This is a genomic window from Cardiobacterium sp. Marseille-Q4385, from assembly GCF_916618745.1.
Lineage (GTDB): Bacteria > Pseudomonadota > Gammaproteobacteria > Cardiobacteriales > Cardiobacteriaceae > Cardiobacterium.
The window spans coordinates 2,247,663-2,267,088 of sequence record NZ_OU745373.1 but is presented as its reverse complement, the minus strand read 5'-3'; the positions used below and the strand labels follow the sequence as shown (position 1 = coordinate 2,267,088).

The 19,426-nt window shown below is 56.9% G+C and carries 12 protein-coding genes and 1 pseudogene; 5 read left to right on the top strand and 8 right to left on the bottom strand.

All coding sequences use genetic code 11. The features are described from left to right. The first annotated feature begins 6 nt into the window (after positions 1-6). Positions 7-357: a VOC family protein gene (locus tag LG374_RS10840; RefSeq protein WP_225757712.1), complete on the top strand. Its 351-nt coding sequence runs from the start codon at positions 7-9 to the stop codon at positions 355-357. Positions 358-587: 230 nt separating this feature from the next. Next, positions 588-1,256 (top strand): HAD-IB family phosphatase, encoded by a 669-nt coding sequence (locus LG374_RS10835; RefSeq protein WP_225757711.1) that lies wholly within the window; start codon positions 588-590, stop codon positions 1,254-1,256. 305 nt (positions 1,257-1,561) lie between these two features. On the opposite strand, the gene LG374_RS10830 is transcribed toward LG374_RS10835, so the two are convergent. From LG374_RS10830 to LG374_RS10820, 3 genes are read right to left on the bottom strand one after another with little or no spacing between them, the layout of a single operon-like run. Next, on the bottom strand, positions 1,562-3,715 hold the full coding sequence (locus LG374_RS10830) for a bifunctional (p)ppGpp synthetase/guanosine-3',5'-bis(diphosphate) 3'-pyrophosphohydrolase (protein WP_225757710.1): 2,154 nt from the start codon (positions 3,713-3,715) through the stop codon (positions 1,562-1,564). Further along, the gene (gene pepN, locus LG374_RS10825; protein ID WP_225757709.1) at positions 3,712-6,360 is read right to left on the bottom strand and encodes an aminopeptidase N; all 2,649 of its coding nucleotides are present in this window, start codon (positions 6,358-6,360) and stop codon (positions 3,712-3,714) included. The genes LG374_RS10830 and pepN overlap by 4 nt, the downstream gene beginning before the upstream one ends. A gap of 25 nt (positions 6,361-6,385) precedes the next feature. Further along, on the bottom strand, positions 6,386-8,671 hold the full coding sequence (locus tag LG374_RS10820) for an NADP-dependent malic enzyme (RefSeq protein ID WP_225757708.1): 2,286 nt from the start codon (positions 8,669-8,671) through the stop codon (positions 6,386-6,388). A gap of 188 nt (positions 8,672-8,859) precedes the next feature. Here LG374_RS10820 and LG374_RS10815 point away from each other — a divergent pair, with 188 nt between their 5' ends. Beyond that, complete coding sequence (locus LG374_RS10815; RefSeq protein ID WP_225757707.1) at positions 8,860-10,122, top strand: HlyD family secretion protein; 1,263 nt, start codon at positions 8,860-8,862, stop codon at positions 10,120-10,122. Between the two features lie 418 nt (positions 10,123-10,540). Here the strand turns inward: LG374_RS10815 and LG374_RS10810 are convergent, their stop codons facing one another. The 4 genes and pseudogenes from LG374_RS10810 to LG374_RS10795 all read right to left on the bottom strand — a co-directional run bounded on the left by LG374_RS10810 (position 10,541) and on the right by LG374_RS10795 (position 14,494). After that, entirely contained in the window at positions 10,541-12,646 is a 2,106-nt protein-coding gene (locus LG374_RS10810; protein WP_225757706.1) for a peptidase domain-containing ABC transporter, read from the bottom strand. A gap of 96 nt (positions 12,647-12,742) precedes the next feature. After that, entirely contained in the window at positions 12,743-13,156 is a 414-nt protein-coding gene (locus LG374_RS10805; RefSeq protein WP_225757705.1) for a hypothetical protein, read from the bottom strand. A 563-nt stretch (positions 13,157-13,719) separates the two neighbouring features. Further along, positions 13,720-14,058: pseudogene (locus tag LG374_RS10800) on the bottom strand (cysteine peptidase family C39 domain-containing protein); the annotation flags it as partial. Positions 14,059-14,134: 76 nt separating this feature from the next. Further along, complete coding sequence (locus LG374_RS10795) at positions 14,135-14,494, bottom strand: hypothetical protein (RefSeq protein ID WP_225757703.1); 360 nt, start codon at positions 14,492-14,494, stop codon at positions 14,135-14,137. Positions 14,495-15,183: 689 nt separating this feature from the next. Between LG374_RS10795 and LG374_RS10790 the strand changes: the two genes are divergently transcribed. After that, the gene (locus tag LG374_RS10790; protein WP_225757702.1) at positions 15,184-15,396 is read left to right on the top strand and encodes a helix-turn-helix domain-containing protein; all 213 of its coding nucleotides are present in this window, start codon (positions 15,184-15,186) and stop codon (positions 15,394-15,396) included. Positions 15,397-15,709: 313 nt separating this feature from the next. On the opposite strand, the gene rlmB is transcribed toward LG374_RS10790, so the two are convergent. Beyond that, on the bottom strand, positions 15,710-16,444 hold the full coding sequence (gene rlmB / locus LG374_RS10785) for a 23S rRNA (guanosine(2251)-2'-O)-methyltransferase RlmB (RefSeq protein WP_225757701.1): 735 nt from the start codon (positions 16,442-16,444) through the stop codon (positions 15,710-15,712). Positions 16,445-16,592: 148 nt separating this feature from the next. On the opposite strand from rlmB, the gene LG374_RS10780 reads away from it, so the two are divergent. Further along, a complete protein-coding gene (locus LG374_RS10780; protein WP_225757700.1) occupies positions 16,593-19,421 on the top strand; it encodes a 2-oxoglutarate dehydrogenase E1 component in 2,829 nt (942 codons plus the stop codon). Positions 19,422-19,426: the final 5 nt, after the last annotated feature.

The following is a 19,426-nucleotide window of genomic DNA, read 5'->3' as shown; positions in this document are numbered from 1 at the left end:
AGAAAAATGAGCGTTAAACGTATCGTGGCAAATATCAAAGCGCCCCAACCCGCTGCTGCAAAGGCTTTCTACCACGACTTGCTCGGACTGGAGTTGGTGATGAACCACGGCTGGATACAGACCTACGGGCAAGACGCAGCCATGCCGGTGCAGATCAGTTTTGCCAGTGAAGGCGGTTCTGGTACGCCCGTGCCCGACCTGTCTATTGAAGTGGACAATTTTGACGAACTATTGGCACGCATGAAGAGCGCGGGTTTCCCGCCCGAATACGGCCCCGTTACCGAACCGTGGGGTGTCCGCCGTTTTTTCGTGCGTGACCCGTTCGGGCGGCTAGTGAATATTTTGCAGCATGAATAAACGCAGGGGGGACTCGCTGCTTACGCGTTTTTGTGCTGTAAGACGGTCTGAAACAGCAAGTCCCGCAGAATGCAACCGCTTCCGCCACTGCACGACATTTCCCAAGCCCCCTAAAAACGCACAGCGATTCTTGGGAAACCCTCAGCATCACACATACCGTTTCCCTTGTGTCCTCTCCATTTAAAACAACTATACAATGCCCGCCCTGACACCCACTAACAGGACAAACCATGCCCTATCCCGCTCCCGACGGCGTCGTCTTCGATTGCGACGCCACCCTCTCCGCCCTTGAAGGCATCGACGAACTTGCCGCACAAGCGGGCGTCGCTGCAGAAGTCAGCACCCTCACCCACCGTGCTATGAATGGTGACATCCCGCTGGAAGCCATCTATGGCGAACGTCTCGCCCTCATCCGCCCACCGCGCGCCTCTCTTGCCGCTATCGCCCGCCGCTATCAGGAATCCATCGTCCCCGGAGCGCGCGAAATCATCGCCGCCTTGCAGGCACGCGGCATCAAAACCGCCATCGTCAGCGGTGGCCTGCTTGACGCGGTACTGCCACTGGCGGCTGCCGTTGGCGTGGCAGCGGCAGATACTTTCGCGGTCAGCCTGCAATTCGACGACGCCGGCAACTATCTGCGCTACCTCGATAACCCGCTCACCACCGCTGGTGGCAAGGCGGAGGTTGTCGCTGCCTGGAAAAAGCAGCATGGCCTCAAACACGTGGTGATGGTCGGTGACGGCATGAGCGATGTTGCCGCCCGCACCCCAAACGCTGCCGACCGCATCATCGGTTACGGCGGTGTGGTCGAACGCGCCGCCGTACGCGCCGCTGCCGATCAATACAGCACCGCCCGCGATCTGCGTGAACTCTTGCCGCTTATCCTGGATGATGCATAGCAGGCAGTAGCGCATATCATGGAATGAAGAGAGGAAGAAGGCGGGCTAAATGCCCGCCTTCTTCATCAAAGTAGTGTCATGGACGCTAAAGATGGCGTTGCACAACTATCAAAGTTGCTCAGAAACACCCTGTTTTTCCCGTGCTTCCATCGCTGTTTCCGATAGCCGACGCTCTTACGGATGGCGCTGTGTTTGGCGGCGGTGCTGGGTTCATCCCAGAATTGCAGGCACTGGGGCATGATGGCCTCGTGTGGTGACAGGCGGTGCACGCTTATGGCACGGGCTGGAGGAAATAGGAAATCCCGCTATTTTTGTTTGCGGCGGACGCTTGCCACGTCTTTGACTTGCGCGATGCGGTCGATGACACGCGAGAGTTGTTCCATGTCGGTGATTTCGAGGGTGAAGGTGCCGTAGATGCGGTTGCGGTTGTCCTGCTGCATTTTGACGTCGAGGATGGCAATTTTTTCGTTGGCCAGTATTTGACTGATGTCGCGCAGGAGGTGCGGGCGGTCGAAGGCTTCGATGGCAATAACCACGGTGAAGAGGCCGCTTGCGCCGGCGTTCCAGTGTACGTCGAGGATGCGTTCGGGATGAGCTTTGGCGAGGTGCTGCAGGTTGGGGCAGTCGGCACGGTGGATGTTCACGCCCCGTCCCTGGCTGATGAAGCCGCGTATGGCGACGGGCGGCACGGGCTGGCAGCAGGTGGCGTAGTTGACGAGGAGGTTGTCCACGCCGTCGATATCAATCTTTTGCCGGCTCTGTTTGCGCGGCGCTTTGACCGGGATGCGCGCCAGACGTTCGTCCAGGGTCGGCTGTTCGGCGCTTTTCTGCTGGCGGGCGCTAAGTTCGTGGATGATGTTAAGGACGCCGATGTCGCCGAAGCCGATACCAGCGTAGAGATCGGTGATGCTGTGGACGTTGCTTTGTCGCGCGATGTCTTCCAGCATTTTGTTGTCGAGGGTGATGCCGAGGCGGCGGCTTTCCCGCTCAAGCATTTCTTGTCCGGCCTGGACGCTTTTTTCTTTTTCGAGCTTTTTGAAGTAGCTGCGCACTTTGGCTTTGGCACGACCACTTTGCAGGTAGCCGAGGTGGTCGTTCAGCCAGTCGCGGCTGGGGTTGGCTTCTTTTTGGGCGAGGATTTCGACGCTGTCGCCGTTTTTCAGCGCGGTAGTGAGCGGCACGATTTGACCGTTGATTTTGGCGCCCCGGCAGCGGTGACCAAGCTGGGTGTGGATGTGGTAGGCGAAATCCAGCGGGGTCGCACCTTCGGGCAGATCCACAACGCGACCTTGCGGCGAGACGACGTAAACACGGTCGCGGAAGGCTTCGTTTTTGAACTGGTCAAAGACGATATCGCCCCGACTGTGGTCGCCGCCTTCGATCATGCGGCGCAGCCACTCGATTTGTTGTTCGAATTGTTTGCTGTGGCGGATGCCTTTTTCTTTGTAGAGCCAGTGCGCGGCGACGCCAAGTTCGGCGTGTTCGTGCATTTTGCTGGTACGGATTTGCACTTCGATGACGCGGTTTTCCGGGCCGATGAGCGAGGTGTGCAGGGATTGGTAGCCGTTCGCTTTGGGGTGGGCGATGTAGTCGTCAAATTCGGCGGCGATCGGCTGCCACAGGTCGTTGACGACGGAGAGGACGCGGTAGCAGTCCGCTTCGGTTTCGACTTCAACGCGCACGGCGCGGATGTCGTTGAGCTGTTCAAAGCGCAGGCCCTTGCGCTTCATTTTCAGGTAGATGCTGTTGATGTGTTTGACGCGGCCATAGAGGCGTTTGACGTGTACACCGGCGTCGGTCAGTTTGTAGCGCAGCAGGTCGATGATGCGGTTGATGTAGCGCTCGCGGTCCACGCGTTTGCCTTCGAGTTCGCCGGCGATTTCTTGGTAGATATCGGGTTCGAGGGCGCGCAGGGCGCGGTCTTCGAGTTCGCTTTTGAGTTGGGCGATACCGAGGCGGTTCGCCAGCGGGGCGAGCAGGTCGCGGGTTTGCAGGGCGAAGCGTTGTTGTTCTTGTGCACTGTAAGCGCTGAGGTTGCGCATAAGGACAACTTGCAGCGCCAGTTTGAGGATGACGGCGCGCATGTCGCTGGCCATGGCGAGGAGCATTTTGCGCAAGCGCTCAATGTCGCTTTGTTCTTGTTCGTGCAGCTGGTCGATAAGGGCGAGGTCATCAAGGGCTTGCAGGAGGCCGATGACGCCGTGGCAGGGACTGGCAGCAAGGGCTTCCAGGTCGAGTTGTTTTTTGCGCCACGGTTCGACGAGGAGACCGGCGGCAAGCATGGTGGCGTCGCTGCGCAGGTTGAGCAGGAGTTTGACGAGGGTACGGCTGCGTTCGTCAGGTGGGGTGGGCGTAGCCGCCGCGATGGCGTAGGCGGCGCTGAGTTGTTCGCGAGCGGCGTTGTCGGTGTAGTGTTCTTCGGCTTCCCGCAACCATGCGGGTTGCTGGGTGGTATTCATGTCAATCCACGTTGCAGGCGTTCGAGGACTTCGCGCACGTCAATGCTGATGTTTTCGACGGCGGCGAGGGCCTCAAGTTCGGTTTTCACCAGTGCTTTACGGGCACTGTCCATGCGGCTGACGATAGCGTAGCCGTTGAGCATCCGCGCTGCGATTTGCGGGTTGCTGAGGAGGACGCGGCGGATTTGCCCGGCGACGAAGCGGTAGCCGCTGCCATCGGCGGCATGGAAGATGGTGGGGTTGGCCTGCATCAGGGTACCAACGAGGGCGCGGAAGCGGTTGGGGTTGTCCACGTGGAAGTCGGGGTGTTCGGCAAGCGCGGTGATGCGTTCCAGTGCCCCTTCGCTTTCGTCTTTGGCCTGGATGGCGAACCATTTGTCCACAACAAGCGGCTGGGCGCGATAGCGTTCGTAGTAGGCAGCCAGCGCGGCTTCGCGGTATTGGTCGTGACGGGTGTTGAGCGCGTGCAGGACGTTGATGCGCACGGTCATGTTGTCGGCGTTGTTGTGTTTTTCCAGCAGCTGTTGGCGGTAGGCGTCGTCTTCGAAGAGCGCGAGGGTTTTGGCTGCCAGTCCGCGCAAGCGGCGAATGCCGGCGTCTTTGACGCTGTATTTCGGCGAACCGGGTTGGGACGCGGCTTCGAGCCAGTCCAGCCAGTTACGGCGCAATTTCAGGGCAAGGATGCGGGTGATGCGGTCATAGGCGGCGATAGCGGCCGTCATGTCGATGGGATCGGGCAGGTTGTTGAGCAGGGTGGCAAGTGCCGGGATTTCCAACAGCAGCGCTTTTTCGGCTTCGCTACGTTTGTCGTGGTTAAGGACGGTCTGCATGATGTCGCTCACCGCGCCGCTGTTTTCGCGCAGTTCGCGCGGTTTGTACAGCGCCTGTTCGAAAAGGCGGCGATAGAGGATCTGCATGGCTTCGAAGCGGGCGAAGCCGTCCGGCGCGTGGGCAACGATGGCAGCGAGTTCGTCGTTGTCGTAGCGGTGTTGGTAGTACACGGGCGCCGAGAAGTTCGCCATCAGCACGGGGATGAGGTCGGCTTCGGCGCGTTCAAAGGTCCAGGTGGCACTGGGTTTGTGCAGGAGCAGGGTTTGCTCGTGGCTGCCATCGGGGAAGCGGTAGGGGCGGCCGTTTTTGCTGATAAGGGCAAAGCGGATGGGGATGACGAGCGGACGCGGCGGGGTGACGGCGCTGATGTCCTGCATCGCGGCAATGGTGATGCTGCGCTCGCGCTGGTTCCAGGAGGAGGTGAAGGTGATTTTCGGCGTTCCTTTGGTGGTGTACCACTGGAAGAACTGACCGGTAAAGTCGTAGTCTCCGCCGTTGCTCATCGCCTGCGCGAAGTCTTCGATACGCACGGCCTGACCGTCGTGACGCTCGATGTAGCGTTTCATGCCAGCCTGGAAGGCTTTTTCGCCAAGGATGGTGTGATACATGCGGATGATTTCCGCGCCTTTTTCATACACGGTAGCGGTGTAGAAGTTGTCAATAGCCGCGTACTCTTGCGGCTGCACGGGGTGCGACATCGGCCCGGCGTCTTCAGGGAATTGCAGGTTGCGCAGGCGGATGACATCGCCGATGCGCTCCAGCGAGCGTTCACCCATGTCGGCAGAAAATTCCTGATCGCGGAAGACGGTCAGGCCTTCTTTGAGCGAGAGCTGGAACCAGTCGCGGCAGGTGATGCGGTTGCCGGTCCAGTTGTGGAAGTATTCGTGGCCGATGACGGCGCGGATGCCGTGATAGTCTTCGTCGGTAGCGGTGTCGGTATCGGCCAGGACAAAGCGGGTATTGAAGATATTGAGCGATTTGTTTTCCATCGCCCCCATGTTGAAGTCGCTGATGGCGACGATATTGAATTGTTTGAGGTCGTAACTGAGGCCGAAGCGTTCTTCGTCCCAGTGAATGGCGTCAATCAGCGATTGCAAGGCAAACGCCGTCTGGTTGATAAAGGCCGGCTCGGTGTAGATGCCAAGGCTGATTTTCCGCCCTTTCGGGGTGGTGATGCGGCGGTTGACATTGGCGAGGTTGCCGGCGACGAGAGCAAAAAGGTAGCTCGGCTTGGGATGCGGGTCATACCACTGCGCGTAGTGCCGTCCGCCGGACAGTTCGCCCTGCGCCTCGCGGTTGCCGTTCGAAAGCAGGACGGGATAGTTTTTTTGATCCGCTTCGATGCGTACCCGATAGGTGGCGAGCACGTCGGGACGGTCAAGCGTCGGGGTGATACGACGGAAGCCCTCAGCCTCGCATTGGGTGCAATAGATGCCATTTGAGCGGTACAGGCCGGAGAGTTCTTTGTTTTCGTCCGGTTTCAGGCGCACGACGGTACGCAGGTTGAAGTTGCTGCTGACGTTTTTCAGGTGCAGCAGCAGGCCGTCGTACTCGTATTGCTCGGCGGCAAGCGGTTTGCCGTCGATTTCGATATTTTCCAGCGCGAGATGTTCGGCATGCAGGACAACGTGCTTGTCTTGCGGCAGTTCCCAGCCGTTTTCGTCGTGACTGGGCTGGCAGCGCACGATCTTTTGGACGTGGCTGACCAGCACTTCGCCGTTGTTTTGCAGGTCAAATTTGAGTTCGTGGTGTTTGACTGTAAAAGCCGGCGGACGGTAGTCCGCCAGTCGGGTAGTGTTGAGTGCAGCCGTCATCTCGTGCCGTCCGTGTTTAGAGGGGTTACAGGGATTTGATTCCGCTTTTTACCATTTGTGCTTCGACCACGGCAATCGCCGCCATATTGAGGATACGGCGGGTGGTCGAGTTGTTGGTCAGTACATGCACCGGCGCATCCACACCAAGCAGCATCGGTCCGATCATGGTGGCGTCAGTGGCGGCTTTCAGTACGTTGAGGCTGATGTTACCTGCTTCCACGTCGGGCATGATGAGCAGGTTGGCCATACCGCTCAGACGGTTGCCGGGGAAGACTTCGTCGCGCAACTGTGGAATCAGCGCGTAGTCTGCCTTCATTTCGCCCTCGATTTCGAGTTCGGGGTGCGAGGCTCGGATTTTCGCCAGCGCTTCGCGCATATTGGTGGAGCTGGGCAGATCCATACGGGTCCCGAAGTTGGAGGCTGACAGCAGCGCAATTTTCGGGGTAATGCCGAAGAGTTCGACAGCGCGGGCGGCACGCAGGGTAATCGCAACGAGTTCGTCAGCCGTCGGGTGTTCATGCACCTGGGTGTCAGTGATAAAAATCGGACCTTTCGGGGTCAGCATCAGGCTGAGTGCCGCCGCTTGCTTCATGTCCGGCTGCATATCAAAGACGCCGCACACACGGCGCAGGTGACGGTGATACTGGCCGAGAACACCGCAAAGCATAGTGTCGGCATGGCCAAGTTTGACCAGCATGGAAGCCAGCGCGGTGGTGCTGGTGTTCATTTGCAGGCGGGCTTCGGCAGGATCAATACCTTCGCGTGCGCGCAGTTCATGATAAGCACGCCAGCATTCTTCGTAATACGGGTTGTTCATCGGTTCGATGATTTCCACACCCGGATCAAGTTGCTGCTGATTTTCCGCCAGGCGCTCTTCGATACGTTTACGGCGACCAATCAGAATCGGTTTGGCGATACCTTCCTGTACGCAGGCGGTAGCGGCGCGAATGACGCGGATGTCTTCCCCTTCGGCGAAGATAACTTTGAGCGGATTGGCGCGGGCGCGTTCAATGATGGGCTTCATCACGAAGCCGCTCTTGTTAAAGAGACCAGCCAGCTTGTCACGATAGGCTTTCAGGTCCGCAATCGGACGGCGGGCAACGCCGCTTTCCATGGCCGCTTGGGCGACGGCAACCGGAATGGTGGAAATCAGGCGTGGATCGAACGGTTTGGGAATGACGTAATCCTTGCCGTACACCAGCGATTGTCCGCCGTAAGCAGCCATAACTTCTTCACCCGCCGGGGATTTAGCCAGATCCGCGATGGCGCGCACGGCGGCCATTTTCATCGCTTCATTGATGCTGGTCGCCCCCACATCCAGCGCCCCCCGGAAAAGATAGGGGAAACAGAGAACGTTATTCACCTGATTCGGGAAATCGGAACGACCGGTAGCGACAATGGCGTCATTGCGCGCGGCGTGTACCTCTTCCGGCATGATTTCCGGCACGGGATTGGCCAGCGCCAGCACTAACGGATTGTCTGCCATCGTCTTCACCATCTCGCCGCTGAGCAGCCCCGCTTGCGAGACACCGAGGAACACATCTGCGCCAACCAGTGCTTCAGCAAGCGAACGCGCTTCCGTCTTGGCGACAAATTCCGCCTTGCGCCCATCCAGCTTGCCGGGGCGACCTTCATAAATCGGCCCCTTGGAATCGCAGACGATGATGTTTTCCTTCTTCACGCCGAGGTTGACGAAAAGATCCAGACAGGCCATGCCCGCTGCCCCCGCTCCAGAGGCAACCACACGTACCTTGCTGATGTCCTTGCCTTGCAGGTTCAGGGCGTTTAACAACGCGGCAGAAGCAATGATGGCGGTGCCATGCTGGTCATCGTGGAAAACGGGGATATTCATCCGCTCTTTCAGGCGGTTCTCGATTTCAAAACATTCCGGCGCCTTGATATCTTCCAGGTTGATGCCGCCGAAGGTCGGTTCCAGCGCAGCGACGGCTTCGATGAATTTTTCCGGATCGGCCTGATCGACTTCAATGTCAAACACATCAATGCCAGCAAACTTCTTGAAAAGCACGCCCTTGCCTTCCATGACCGGCTTGCCGGCGAGCGCGCCGATATTGCCAAGACCGAGCACAGCGGTGCCGTTGGAAATGACGGCAACCAGATTGGCGCGCGAAGTGAGGAAATCCGCTTGCAGCGGGTCGGCTTCGATGGCCTGACAGGCGTAGGCGACACCGGGGGAGTAAGCGAGCGACAAGTCGCGCTGGTTATCGAGGGCCTTGGTCGGGGTTACCGACACCTTACCGGCGGTGGGGAAACTGTGATAACGCAGTGCTTCTTCTTTTAGCGAATCGCTCATGACTGAATACTCCGATTAAGGTTGAGGAAAAGTTGCGGCAGTTTAACAGAATGCCACAGGGGTGGCGTGCCAATTCAGGCAAACAACCGCTGTCTAGTTGGGAAGTCTGTAAGCGGAATAATCTTTTTCCGCCCTGTAACCCGTAGCAGCACCACATTACAATGCAGTTTTTCCACCGCATTGTTTTTATGTCCCTTTTCCGTGCCGAAGTCTATCAGGCCAGACAAAACCGCTGGACGGGGCGGATCGTCCTGACGAGTCCGTTCTCCTTCACCTTTCTCACCATTTGCGCCGCGCTGCTGGCGTTAGCCCTAGTGTTATTCACTATTTTTGGCAGCTATACCGATAAAACCTCCGTTGAAGGGCAGCTTTTACCGCGCCTCGGCGTGGCACGCGTCTATCCGCCGGAGGCAGGCATCATTACCGCTGTGCATGTTGCGGATGGGGATATGGTCAATGCAGGCGATGCGCTCTTTACCCTGTCCACTTCCCGCTACGACGGCAGCGGCAATGTGCAGGCACGGCTGGCTGCCGAAGCAGAGTTGAAGAAAACCCTGGCGGAACAGGAAATCCAGCAGCAGCAGCGTATTCATGAGAACGAGCGCCAAGTGCTGCAAGGCAGTCTTGCCCGCTTGCAAGAGCAGCGTAAACACGTCAAGCAGAAAATTGCTGCGCAGGCGCAGCGGGTGACGCTGGCAGAGCAGATTGTCGCGAAACAGCGCCGCCTGGTGCGGGAAAAGGCGGTATCGGAGGTTGAGAAGATGCGCAGCGAAGGAGCACTTCTGGAATTGCGTACCGATTTGGAGACTTTCAAACGCGAGGAAGCGGCACTTGCCCGCGACATCGGTGAGCAGCAAAGCACCCTGGCCAACCTGCCTGCGCGGCAGCAAACGGAAATCAGTCAGCTGGAACGGGCAGCGGCGGCATACAAGCAGGAGGTACTGGATTACAGCCTGCGCGGCGAGCAGACCATCCGCGCGGCAGCGTCCGGCAGGGTAAACGCGCTCAATGCCGAAGCAGGGCAGCAGGTTGATCCCGCGCGCCTGTTGCTGAGTATCGTGCCGCAAGACGCAGAGCTGGTGGTGCAGCTTTATGTGCCGAGCCGCGCCATTGGTTTTATCGCCCCGGAAGACAGGGTTATCCTGCGCTATCAGGCTTATCCCTATCAAAAATTCGGCCACGCGGAAGGACGGATTCTCTCTATTGCAGAGACGGCGCTGGGCAAGCAGGAATTGAGCGGACTGGGCGTGGTATTCAGCAACCCCGCACTGCTGAACGAGCCTGCCTATCTGGTGCGCGTCAAGCCGGATAAAGCCACCATCAAAGTTTACGGTAAAGAACAGCCGCTGCACATCGGCATGGTGGTAGAAGCAGACATCCTGCACGAGCGCAAGCGGCTGTATGAATGGATACTGGAGCCGCTGTACGGCATTGCCGATAAATGGCAGTGAATGCCGCGCTACCCGGCATAGCCCGTATTTACACCGCTTGGCGCGCGCAAAATCCTGAACCTTGTACGGAAAGAATCCCTTTCCCCGCTTGCGGGGGAAGGTGGCCGCAGGCCGGAAGGGGGGAATACAAAACCAGCATTTATCCCGCTTGGCGAACCCAGCATTTATCCCGCTTGGCAAGAACCCAGCATTTATCCCGCTTGGTAAGAACCCAGCATTTATCCCGCTTGGCGGGCCCAGCATTTATCCCGCTTGGCGGGTCCAGCATTTATCCCGCTTGGCGCAAACCCAGGTTTTATCCCGCCTGGCGCGAACCCAGCATTTATCCCGCTTAGCGCGAACCCGGTATTTATCCCGCTTGGCGAGCCCAGTATTTACCCCGCTTGGCGTGAACCCAGCATTTATCCCGCTTGGCGGCTCACGCCGGAACAGCAGTAGCACCGAAAGACACCACCCGATCTGCCGCATCCAGCGTCTCGCGGCGGTGTGCAACCATAATCTTGGTGATATTCAGGCGGCGCAGGTTGTCATTGATGACGCGTTCATTCGCCACATCCAGATGGCTGCTTGCTTCGTCCAAAAACAGGATTTTCGGCTCGCGGTACAGCGCGCGGGCGAGAATCAGCCGCTGTTTCTGCCCGCCCGAGAGCGCGCTACCCATGTCGCCAATGAGCGTTTCATAGCCCATCGGCATGGCGGCAATTTCCTGATGAATATTCGCCATTCGCGCACACTGCTCAATCTTCGCCATATCAGGCGCATCATCAAAAAAGCAGATATTTTCCGCAATCGAGCCCGCAAAGAGCACATCATCCTGCATCACCGTCGCGCTATAACGGCGGATAAAAGCAGGCGGCAGGGCGTGAATATCGTGCCCGCCCAGCAGCACCTTGCCCGTTTCCGGTTTCAGGTTGCCGGTCAATAGCTGAATCAGCGTCGATTTGCCGCAGCCTGAAGGCCCAGCCAGCGCCAGCGCCTCTCCCTGCGCAATATGCAGGCTGAAATTTTCCAGCACATACGGCTCGTTGTCCGCATAGCGGAAGGACACGTTTTCCACCGTAATATCAAAACGTTCCGGCGCCTCCGGCAAAAGCGGGCTGCCCGTGTGCCCGCTTTCCGTCTCTTCCAGCACAATATCCGCCAGCCGCTCCGCATGCAGGCCGAGCATCTTGATTTGCACGAACTGGTCAATCAGCGAGCCGACCTTGCCCTCGAACTGCGACTTGTACGACATGAACGCCATCAGCGCCCCCACCGTAAACGCGCCGTCCAGCACCGACACCGCGCCCCAGTACACAATCAGAATATTTGCCACGCCAAAGAGCAGGCTGTTGGCGAACTCGAACAGCATCGCCAGCTTCTGCGTCGTCAGCCCGGTATTCACCGTATCCACAAAAAGGTTCATCCAGGTGCCATGCCGCTGTGCGCCCTTTTCAAACAGCTTCACCGTCTGGATACCGCGCACCGTCTCCATGAAATAACTGCTCTGCTTCGCCGCATGGACAATGTTTTCCTCCGTCGCGCGCCGCAGCGGGTAATACGCCACCCAGCGGATGGCGGAATACACCAGCAACATCACCAGCACCACCGCCGACAGCTTCGGGCTGTACAGCAGCATCAGCGCCAGCGTGAACACCGCCATCAGGCTGTTCAGCACCAGTACAAAAAACGTCGAAGTCAGCGTGCCCTGAATACTGTCCACCTCACCGAAACGCGACATCACATCGCCCAGGTGCCGCTTGACGAAATACGCCGCCGGCAAATCCAGCAAATGGCGGAACACATTGGCCTTCCACTGCACATTGAGCGTCGTCGCCAGAAACATCCCCGCCCACGCCTGCAACAGCGACACCAGCTGCTGCACCAGCATCAAGAGGCCGAAGCCCAGCGCCAGCGTGAGGAGCAAATCGCGGTCGGCAGAGACAATCGCGCGGTCAATCACCCACTGCGTGAAAAAAGGGCTGGCCAGCGCAAACACCTGCAACGCTGCCGCCAGCAACAACAACTGTGCCAGCGAGCGCTTCAGCCCCACCACCCCGCGCAACAGCGGCAGGATGCGGATTTTCCTCGCCTCCCGCTTCTCCTCAAACCGCGTATCCGGCCACAATTCCAGCGCCACGCCAGTAAAACGGCGCGACACCTCCTCCATACGGATATAGCGCAGCCCCGCCGCCGGATCCATGATGACAATCCCGCCCCGCCTGACCGCCTGCAACACCACAAAATGATTCAAATCCCAATGCAGAATGCAGGGCAGACGCAGATTTGCCAGCTCGTCCAGCTCTAGGCGCAGCGCCCGCGCGGTCAAGTTCATCCCGCCGGCAAAACGCACCATATCGCCCAGCGTTACCCCTTTCAGCGAGACGTTGTAGCGCGCCCGCAGCCGCCGTAAATCGGTGTGAAAACCGTGGAAACCAAGGACGGAGGCAAGACAGGCCAGGCCGCATTCCGCCGCCTCGGTTTGCAGGACGACGGGTAACTTGCAGGTAAAGCCGAAAGAAAGGCGGGCGAGATAATCGGACATAAAGGATTCCTTGCTGGGGGATAAAAATAAAGAAGGCTGCCCGGATGGACAGCCTGATAATTTAATTATAGAACACGGTATGTTTGGTTGATACTTTTACCAACCACCCGATTCCAGCATGGCTATTTCTGTCCGCGACAATGGGCCTTGCCCAGTAAACACGCCCGTATATGCGGCTCCTGTTAATCCACCCATATTGGAACCTATAGTTGCTGCTCTTGCTTTACCAACACCTAATACCGTCGCCAATCCTCTACCGATAGCACCACCAGCCACACCACCGAGGGCGCCACCGGCTGCTGCTTCTGCAGATACTTCTCCTGAGCTTAGCCAAGAAGTCGCTGCCCCCATACCTGCACCTAATGCAGCATCACTAGCGACTCTATGGGTAATTGGGCTTCTTGCAACAGCGGCTAATACGCGGCCAGTTGCGGCCAAGCCAGCGCCAATGACGGATAGACCAACTCCGCCAGTAACGGATTCTAATTCATTTAAGTTTAATTCTCTCATGCTATTTCCTTTTACGCATAAACAATTTGATTAAAACAGGAAATAATATAATGTAATGAGCAAGCGCATTAATATAGATAAGATATTCATATCGATCGCCTCTTAAAGACATTGGCATAAAAAATCGATAACATAGTGAAGCTTCTATGATAATTAGAAAAGATATAATGTTATACTGACTTATTTCGCCTAATTTATCCCACCATTTTTTGATTATCCCAAACATAATATTTCCTCAAAAATAAAACAAATCTTACTGCATACAAGCTACCGCAAGCCTTGTTTGTACTCCAAGCAGCGTTATGTTTAAGACGGGTTCAGCATAGGCAAAAATTCAGGGTTAGAACAGGACGAAAATGACCGATTTCCACTTTTTTCATCCTGTTTCATCCAATCCCCACAGAAAACCGCGTGTTTGCCGGTTGATTAGTCTTGCCGTAGGCAGGATTAAAAAACAGCAAGAAAAACGGTGGAATAAAAATCCTGGACAATCACGTGTTCAATCACCCCCACTGTGTGAAAAAAGGGCTAGTCAGCGCAAGCACCCGTACGCAGATGATGGTGACAATCCCGCCCCGCCTGACTGCCTGCAACACCACAAAATGATTCAAATCCCAGTGCAGGATGCAGGGCAGGCGCAGGTTCGCCAGCTCGTCCAGCTCTAGCCGCAACGCTCGCGCGGTCAAGTTCATCCCACCGGCAAAACGCACCATGTCGCCCAGCGTTACCCCTTTCAGCGAGACGTTGTAGCGCGCCCGCAGCCGCCGCAAATCGGTGTGAAAACCGTGGAAACCGAGGACGGAGGCAATACAGGCCAGACCGCATTCCGCCGCCTCGGTTTGCAGGACGACGGGCAACTTGCAGGTAAAGCCGAAAGAAAGGCGGGCGAGATAATCGGACATAAAGGATTCCTTGCTGGGGGATAAAAATAAGGAAGGCTGCCCGGATGGGCAGCCTTCCTTACATCAAAAATTAGATTTACTCACCCAAATCTGCAAGTTGTTTCTGTCGAATTTGAGCTAAGTTGTTCATCCAGTTAGTAGCCTGATCTGTTAGGCCACCTGCCGCTGCTGCGGCAGATCCTTGAGCCAAGGCTGTGGTTTGAGGATGACTAGCTTGGAAAGATTTAGGGATAACCTTTCCAACAGCACCAAAAGCAGCACCAGCAGTGGCTGCAGCTAATAATCCCTCACCTGTTATTTTGTTATATGGACTAACGGCAGCACCAATGGAATAAATTACCATACCTGCAAAAGCATTTTGAGCGATAACATTGCCAGCCAAATTACCACTACCGCCTGACACAATATCCTGTTCATGTATAGATAATTCACGCATTATTACTTTCTCCAGAAATAAAAATAAAAAACATAGATTGAAATAAAATTAGCAGTATAAATAACAATACTAGCATACTGCCAGTTTGGGCTAATAATCAGCATTGAATACCCAACTATAAAAGTAATCACAGCTATCATAAAGCACATAATGATAAAGAATTTTACCTTATCATTTAACTCAATCCATATTCCCTTAACTATCCTAAACATAATATCTCCCCACAATCCAACCCAATCTTACCGCATACAAGCTACCGCAAGCCTTGTTTGTACTCCAAGCAGCATTATGTTTAAGACGGGTTTAGCATAGGCAAAAATTCAGGGTTAGAACAGGGCGAAAATGACCGATTTCCACTTTTTTCATCCTGTTTCATCCAATCTCCACAGAAAACCGTCTGTTTGCCGGTTGATCAGTCTTGCCGTAGGCAGGATTAAAAAACCGCAAGAAAAGCGGCGGGGCAAAAATCCATTTTTCACAGGATCATCGTCAATCCACTGATAATAAAAGAATATTTACCGACCCAACAGTTTGCACTGCGCGACTCAGTGCATCTGACGCTTGCCCCGCAAAGGGGCTTCTGCTTACCATGCATCCATCTGGACAGGGTGAAGACAGGGATGTTGTTTCCTCTCGTTTTTCCCCATTAGCACCGGCTTTTTCAACAACCGACAGAGTAAGGAGACACCATGATCAATACCACCCTCCTCCAAAATTTGCGCAAGGCCCGTCATCTCACGCAGGAAGACATGGCCGAGAAGCTCGGCATTGCTTCTTCCACCTATGCCCGCATGGAACGCGGCCAGGTGCCGCCGAGAATTGACCGCTTGCAGCAGCTTGCCCAAGTCCTGCAAACCGAAGTTGCCGCGTTATTGGCACAACAGGACAGCGGATTAGATTGACGTCGCTATTTGCAGAGGAGATCTTGTGTTTAAGATATTTAAGGAGCGATGGAATAAACTAAGCCCTGATGGACAATGGTGGGTAATTATCTTCCTCGTTTCTATTGAAGCTGCCTTATTCTATCGGTTTTTTATTCCGATAGATATAAAAATGGAATATGGGAAAAGTTTTACACATGTTGTAAATTTAATTATTCATTATGCAGTTCTCTTTCCCATATTAGGTCAATTTTTTATTTGCAAAGGCAAATAGCATTCGTGAATTAGATAAAAAAGCCCCGCACAAGCGGGGCTTTTATTTAAGGTCAAATCCTCATCCGGCAAACAGCCGCTGGCGGCGCGCTTCAAACAGCATTACGCCGCAAGCAACGGAAACATTCAGGCTTTCCATCGCCGCATCAATCGGGATACGCGCGAGGAAATCGCACTGTTCGCGCAGACCGTGGCGGATGCCTTCTGCTTCATTGCCGACGATGATGGCGAGCGGCAGGTTGAGGTCGGTGGCATAAATGGTCTGCGCCGCTTCGCCCGCACCGCCGACTATCCAAATGCCTTGCCGCTGCATCGCTTCGACTTCGCGGCGCAGGTTGCTGACTTTATATATGGGCAGCACATCCGCCGCGCCGCAGGAGACTTTTGCCACTGCCGGGGTGATGTCAGCGGCACGGTTGTTCGGAATCAGCACCGCGTGCACTCCGGCGGCGAGCGCGCTACGCAGGCAGGCGCCGAGGTTGTGCGGGTCCTGGATGCTGTCCAGCACGAGGATAAGCGGCTTATCGATGCCCGCTACCGCATCCTGCCAGCTTGCTGCCTGCGCCTGGCTTTCGCTGAGGGCGGCAATACCCTGATGGCGCACGCCGGGCAGCATCATGTCAATTTCGTAGAGGGCGACGGTTTCCACCGGCACGTGGCGCGCCCGGGCGTCGGCGACCAGCGCGGCGACGTTTTTCGATTTCTTGTTATCGGCGACGAAAAGGCGGCGCACTGCGCCATCATCGAGTAGTTGCCGCACGGCGTGTACGCCGCCGGTGTATTTTTCGCGAGACATAAAGCTGAATCCTGTGAAAAAAGCACCACCCGCTGCCGGGATATTTCTGTGGCTTTGTGTGGTTTTGCTGTGAGTTGACGTTGTTATTAACCATAACAGTGCGTATTATAACGCCTGCCTGATATTCAGATTACACGGGGGACACCACATGGGAAATTACCAGACACAACGTGCCACAAGTCAGCTTAGTGGCGGTAATGCCGCTTATATTGAGGCGCTGTACGAGCAATATCTGGACGCGCCGGACAGCGTTGCTGCCGAGTGGCGTGCGTATTTTGACGGCATCCGCGCCGGTGCCAGCAACGAGAAACCGCGCCTGCCGGTGCAAGAGCGCTTTGAGGCGATGGCCGATTTGCCCGACCTGCCGGGCGGTGAAGCTGATCCTGAGGCGATTGCGAAACAGGTTGCCGTGCTGGGGCTGATTTCCGGCTACCGCACTCGTGGCCACCAAGCCGCCGACCTCTGCCCGATTCACCTGCGCCCGCGCCGCGAAGTGCCGGATATTGATTACCGCTGGCACGGCCTGACCGACGCCGACCTTGACCGCACCTTTAATACCGGCACGATGTTCAGCGGCGATATGACCCTGCGCGACATCATCGCCTACCTTGATAAAACGTATAAACACCACATCGGTGCGGAGATATTGCACATCCACACCACCGAAGAGCGCCGCTGGCTGCAAGAGCGCCTGGAAAAAGCGGCAAACGGCTACGGCTACAGCGACGAAGAAAAACGCGCCTTCCTGCAACAACTCGTCGCCGCCGACGGTCTGGAAAAATACCTGCACAAACGTTTCGTCGGGCAAAAACGCTTCTCGCTGGAAGGGGGCGACGGCCTCATCCCGCTTACCGAAACCCTGATAAACCGTCTTGGCGCCAGCGGCAGCAAAGAAATCGGCATCGCAATGGCACACCGTGGCCGCCTCAACATGCTGATCAACATCCTCGGCAAACGCCCCGCCGACCTTTTCGACGAATTCGAAGGCAAATACACCCCGCAGGGCGGACGCAGCGGCGACGTCAAATACCACATGGGCTTCTCGTCCAGCGTCGAAACCGCTGGCGGCCTTGTTGACCTGACCCTCGCCTACAACCCCTCGCATCTCGAATTCGTGAACCCCGTCATGCAGGGCTCCATGCGCGCCCGCATTGAGCGCGCCCAGGAAGAGCGCCACGCGGATCACCTCTTCGCCGACAACTACGCCGTCCCTATCCAGATTCACGGCGACGCCGCCTTTGCCGGGCAGGGCGTGAACCTCGAAACCCTGCAACTCTCGCAAGTGCGCGGCTACCGCGTCGGCGGCACCCTGCACGTCATCGTCAACAACCAGATCGGCTTCACCACCTCGAACCCGCTCGACACCCGCTCGGCCATGTACTGCTCGGATGCCGCCAAACTCATCCAGGCACCCGTGCTGCACGTCAACGGTGACGATCCCGAAGCGCTGGCGTTTGCCGGCGAAATCGCCGTGGACTACCTGCGCACCTTCCACAAAGACATCTTTATCGACATCGTCTGCTACCGCCGCCTCGGCCACAACGAAGCGGACGAACCATCCGCCACCCAGCCGATGATGTACAAAAAAATCCGCGCCCACGACGTGCCGGCCAAAGTCTATGCCGACCGCCTCGTCGCCGCAGGCGTGATTGCGGCGGGCGATTACGAAAAACTGCAAGACGACTACCGCGCGCGCCTTGAAGCAGGCGAAGCCGTCACCCGCAGCCTGCCGCGCCGCGCCGACGACCCGCTACGCCTCGCCTGGAAAGCCCTTGCCAACCAGGACTGGAACGCACCCGTCAACACCGCTTATCCGCGAGAAGCGCTGACCCGACTCGGCGAAAAAATCTACACCCTGCCCGGCGACTTCGTGCCGCACCCCATCGTCGAAAAACTCATGGCAGCCCGCCTTGAAATGGCGCATGGTAAACAGCCGCTTGACTGGGGCGCTGCCGAAAATCTCGCTTACGCCAGCCTGCTCGAACAGCGTTACAGCGTGCGCGTTTCCGGTGAAGACTGCGGACGCGGCACCTTCTCGCACCGCCACGCCGTCATCCACGACCAAACCACCGGCGACAGCTACACCCCGCTCGCCCACCTCTACGACGGCCAGCCGAACGTGCGCATCATCGACTCCATCCTCTCCGAATGCGCCGTGCTCGGCTTCGAATACGGCTACAGCACTGCCGAGCCACAAGGCCTCACCATCTGGGAAGCCCAATTCGGCGACTTTGCCAACGGTGCACAAGTCATCATCGACCAGTTCATCACCTCCGGCGAAACCAAATGGGGACGCTACAGCGGCCTCACCATGCTGCTGCCGCACGGCTACGAAGGACAAGGCCCGGAACACTCCTCCGCCCGTATCGAGCGCTACCTGCAACTCTGCGCTGAAGATAACGTGCAAGTCTGCGTACCGACCACGCCTGCGCAAATCTTCCACCTGCTGCGCCGCCAAGTCCTGCGCCGCTTCCGCAAGCCGCTCATCGCCATCTCGCCCAAATCGCTACTGCGGCACAAACTCGCCGTGAGCGACCTGAGCGAACTGGCCGAAGGCCACTTCCAGCCCGTCATCGGCGAACAGGACACCCTCAAACCGGCAGACAAAATCCGTCGCGTCATCCTGTGCAGCGGCAAAGTCTATTACGACCTCCTGCAAAAACGCCGCGACGAAAATATCGACGACATCGCCATCCTGCGTCTCGAACAACTCTACCCCTTCCCGGAGGCAGAACTCGCCGCACAGCTGGCCCCCTACACCAACGCCGAAATTATCTGGTGCCAGGAAGAACCGCGTAACCAGGGCGCGTGGCGGCAAATCTACGAATGGCTTGCCCCTGCCCTGCCAGCCGGCAAAAAACCGCAATACGTCGGCCGTGCCGCCTCTGCCTCGACCGCTGCCGGCTACCTGAAAATGCACAACGCCGAACAAGCCGCGCTCGTGCGCGAAGCCCTCGATATCCCCGAAACCCCGTGAGGAAC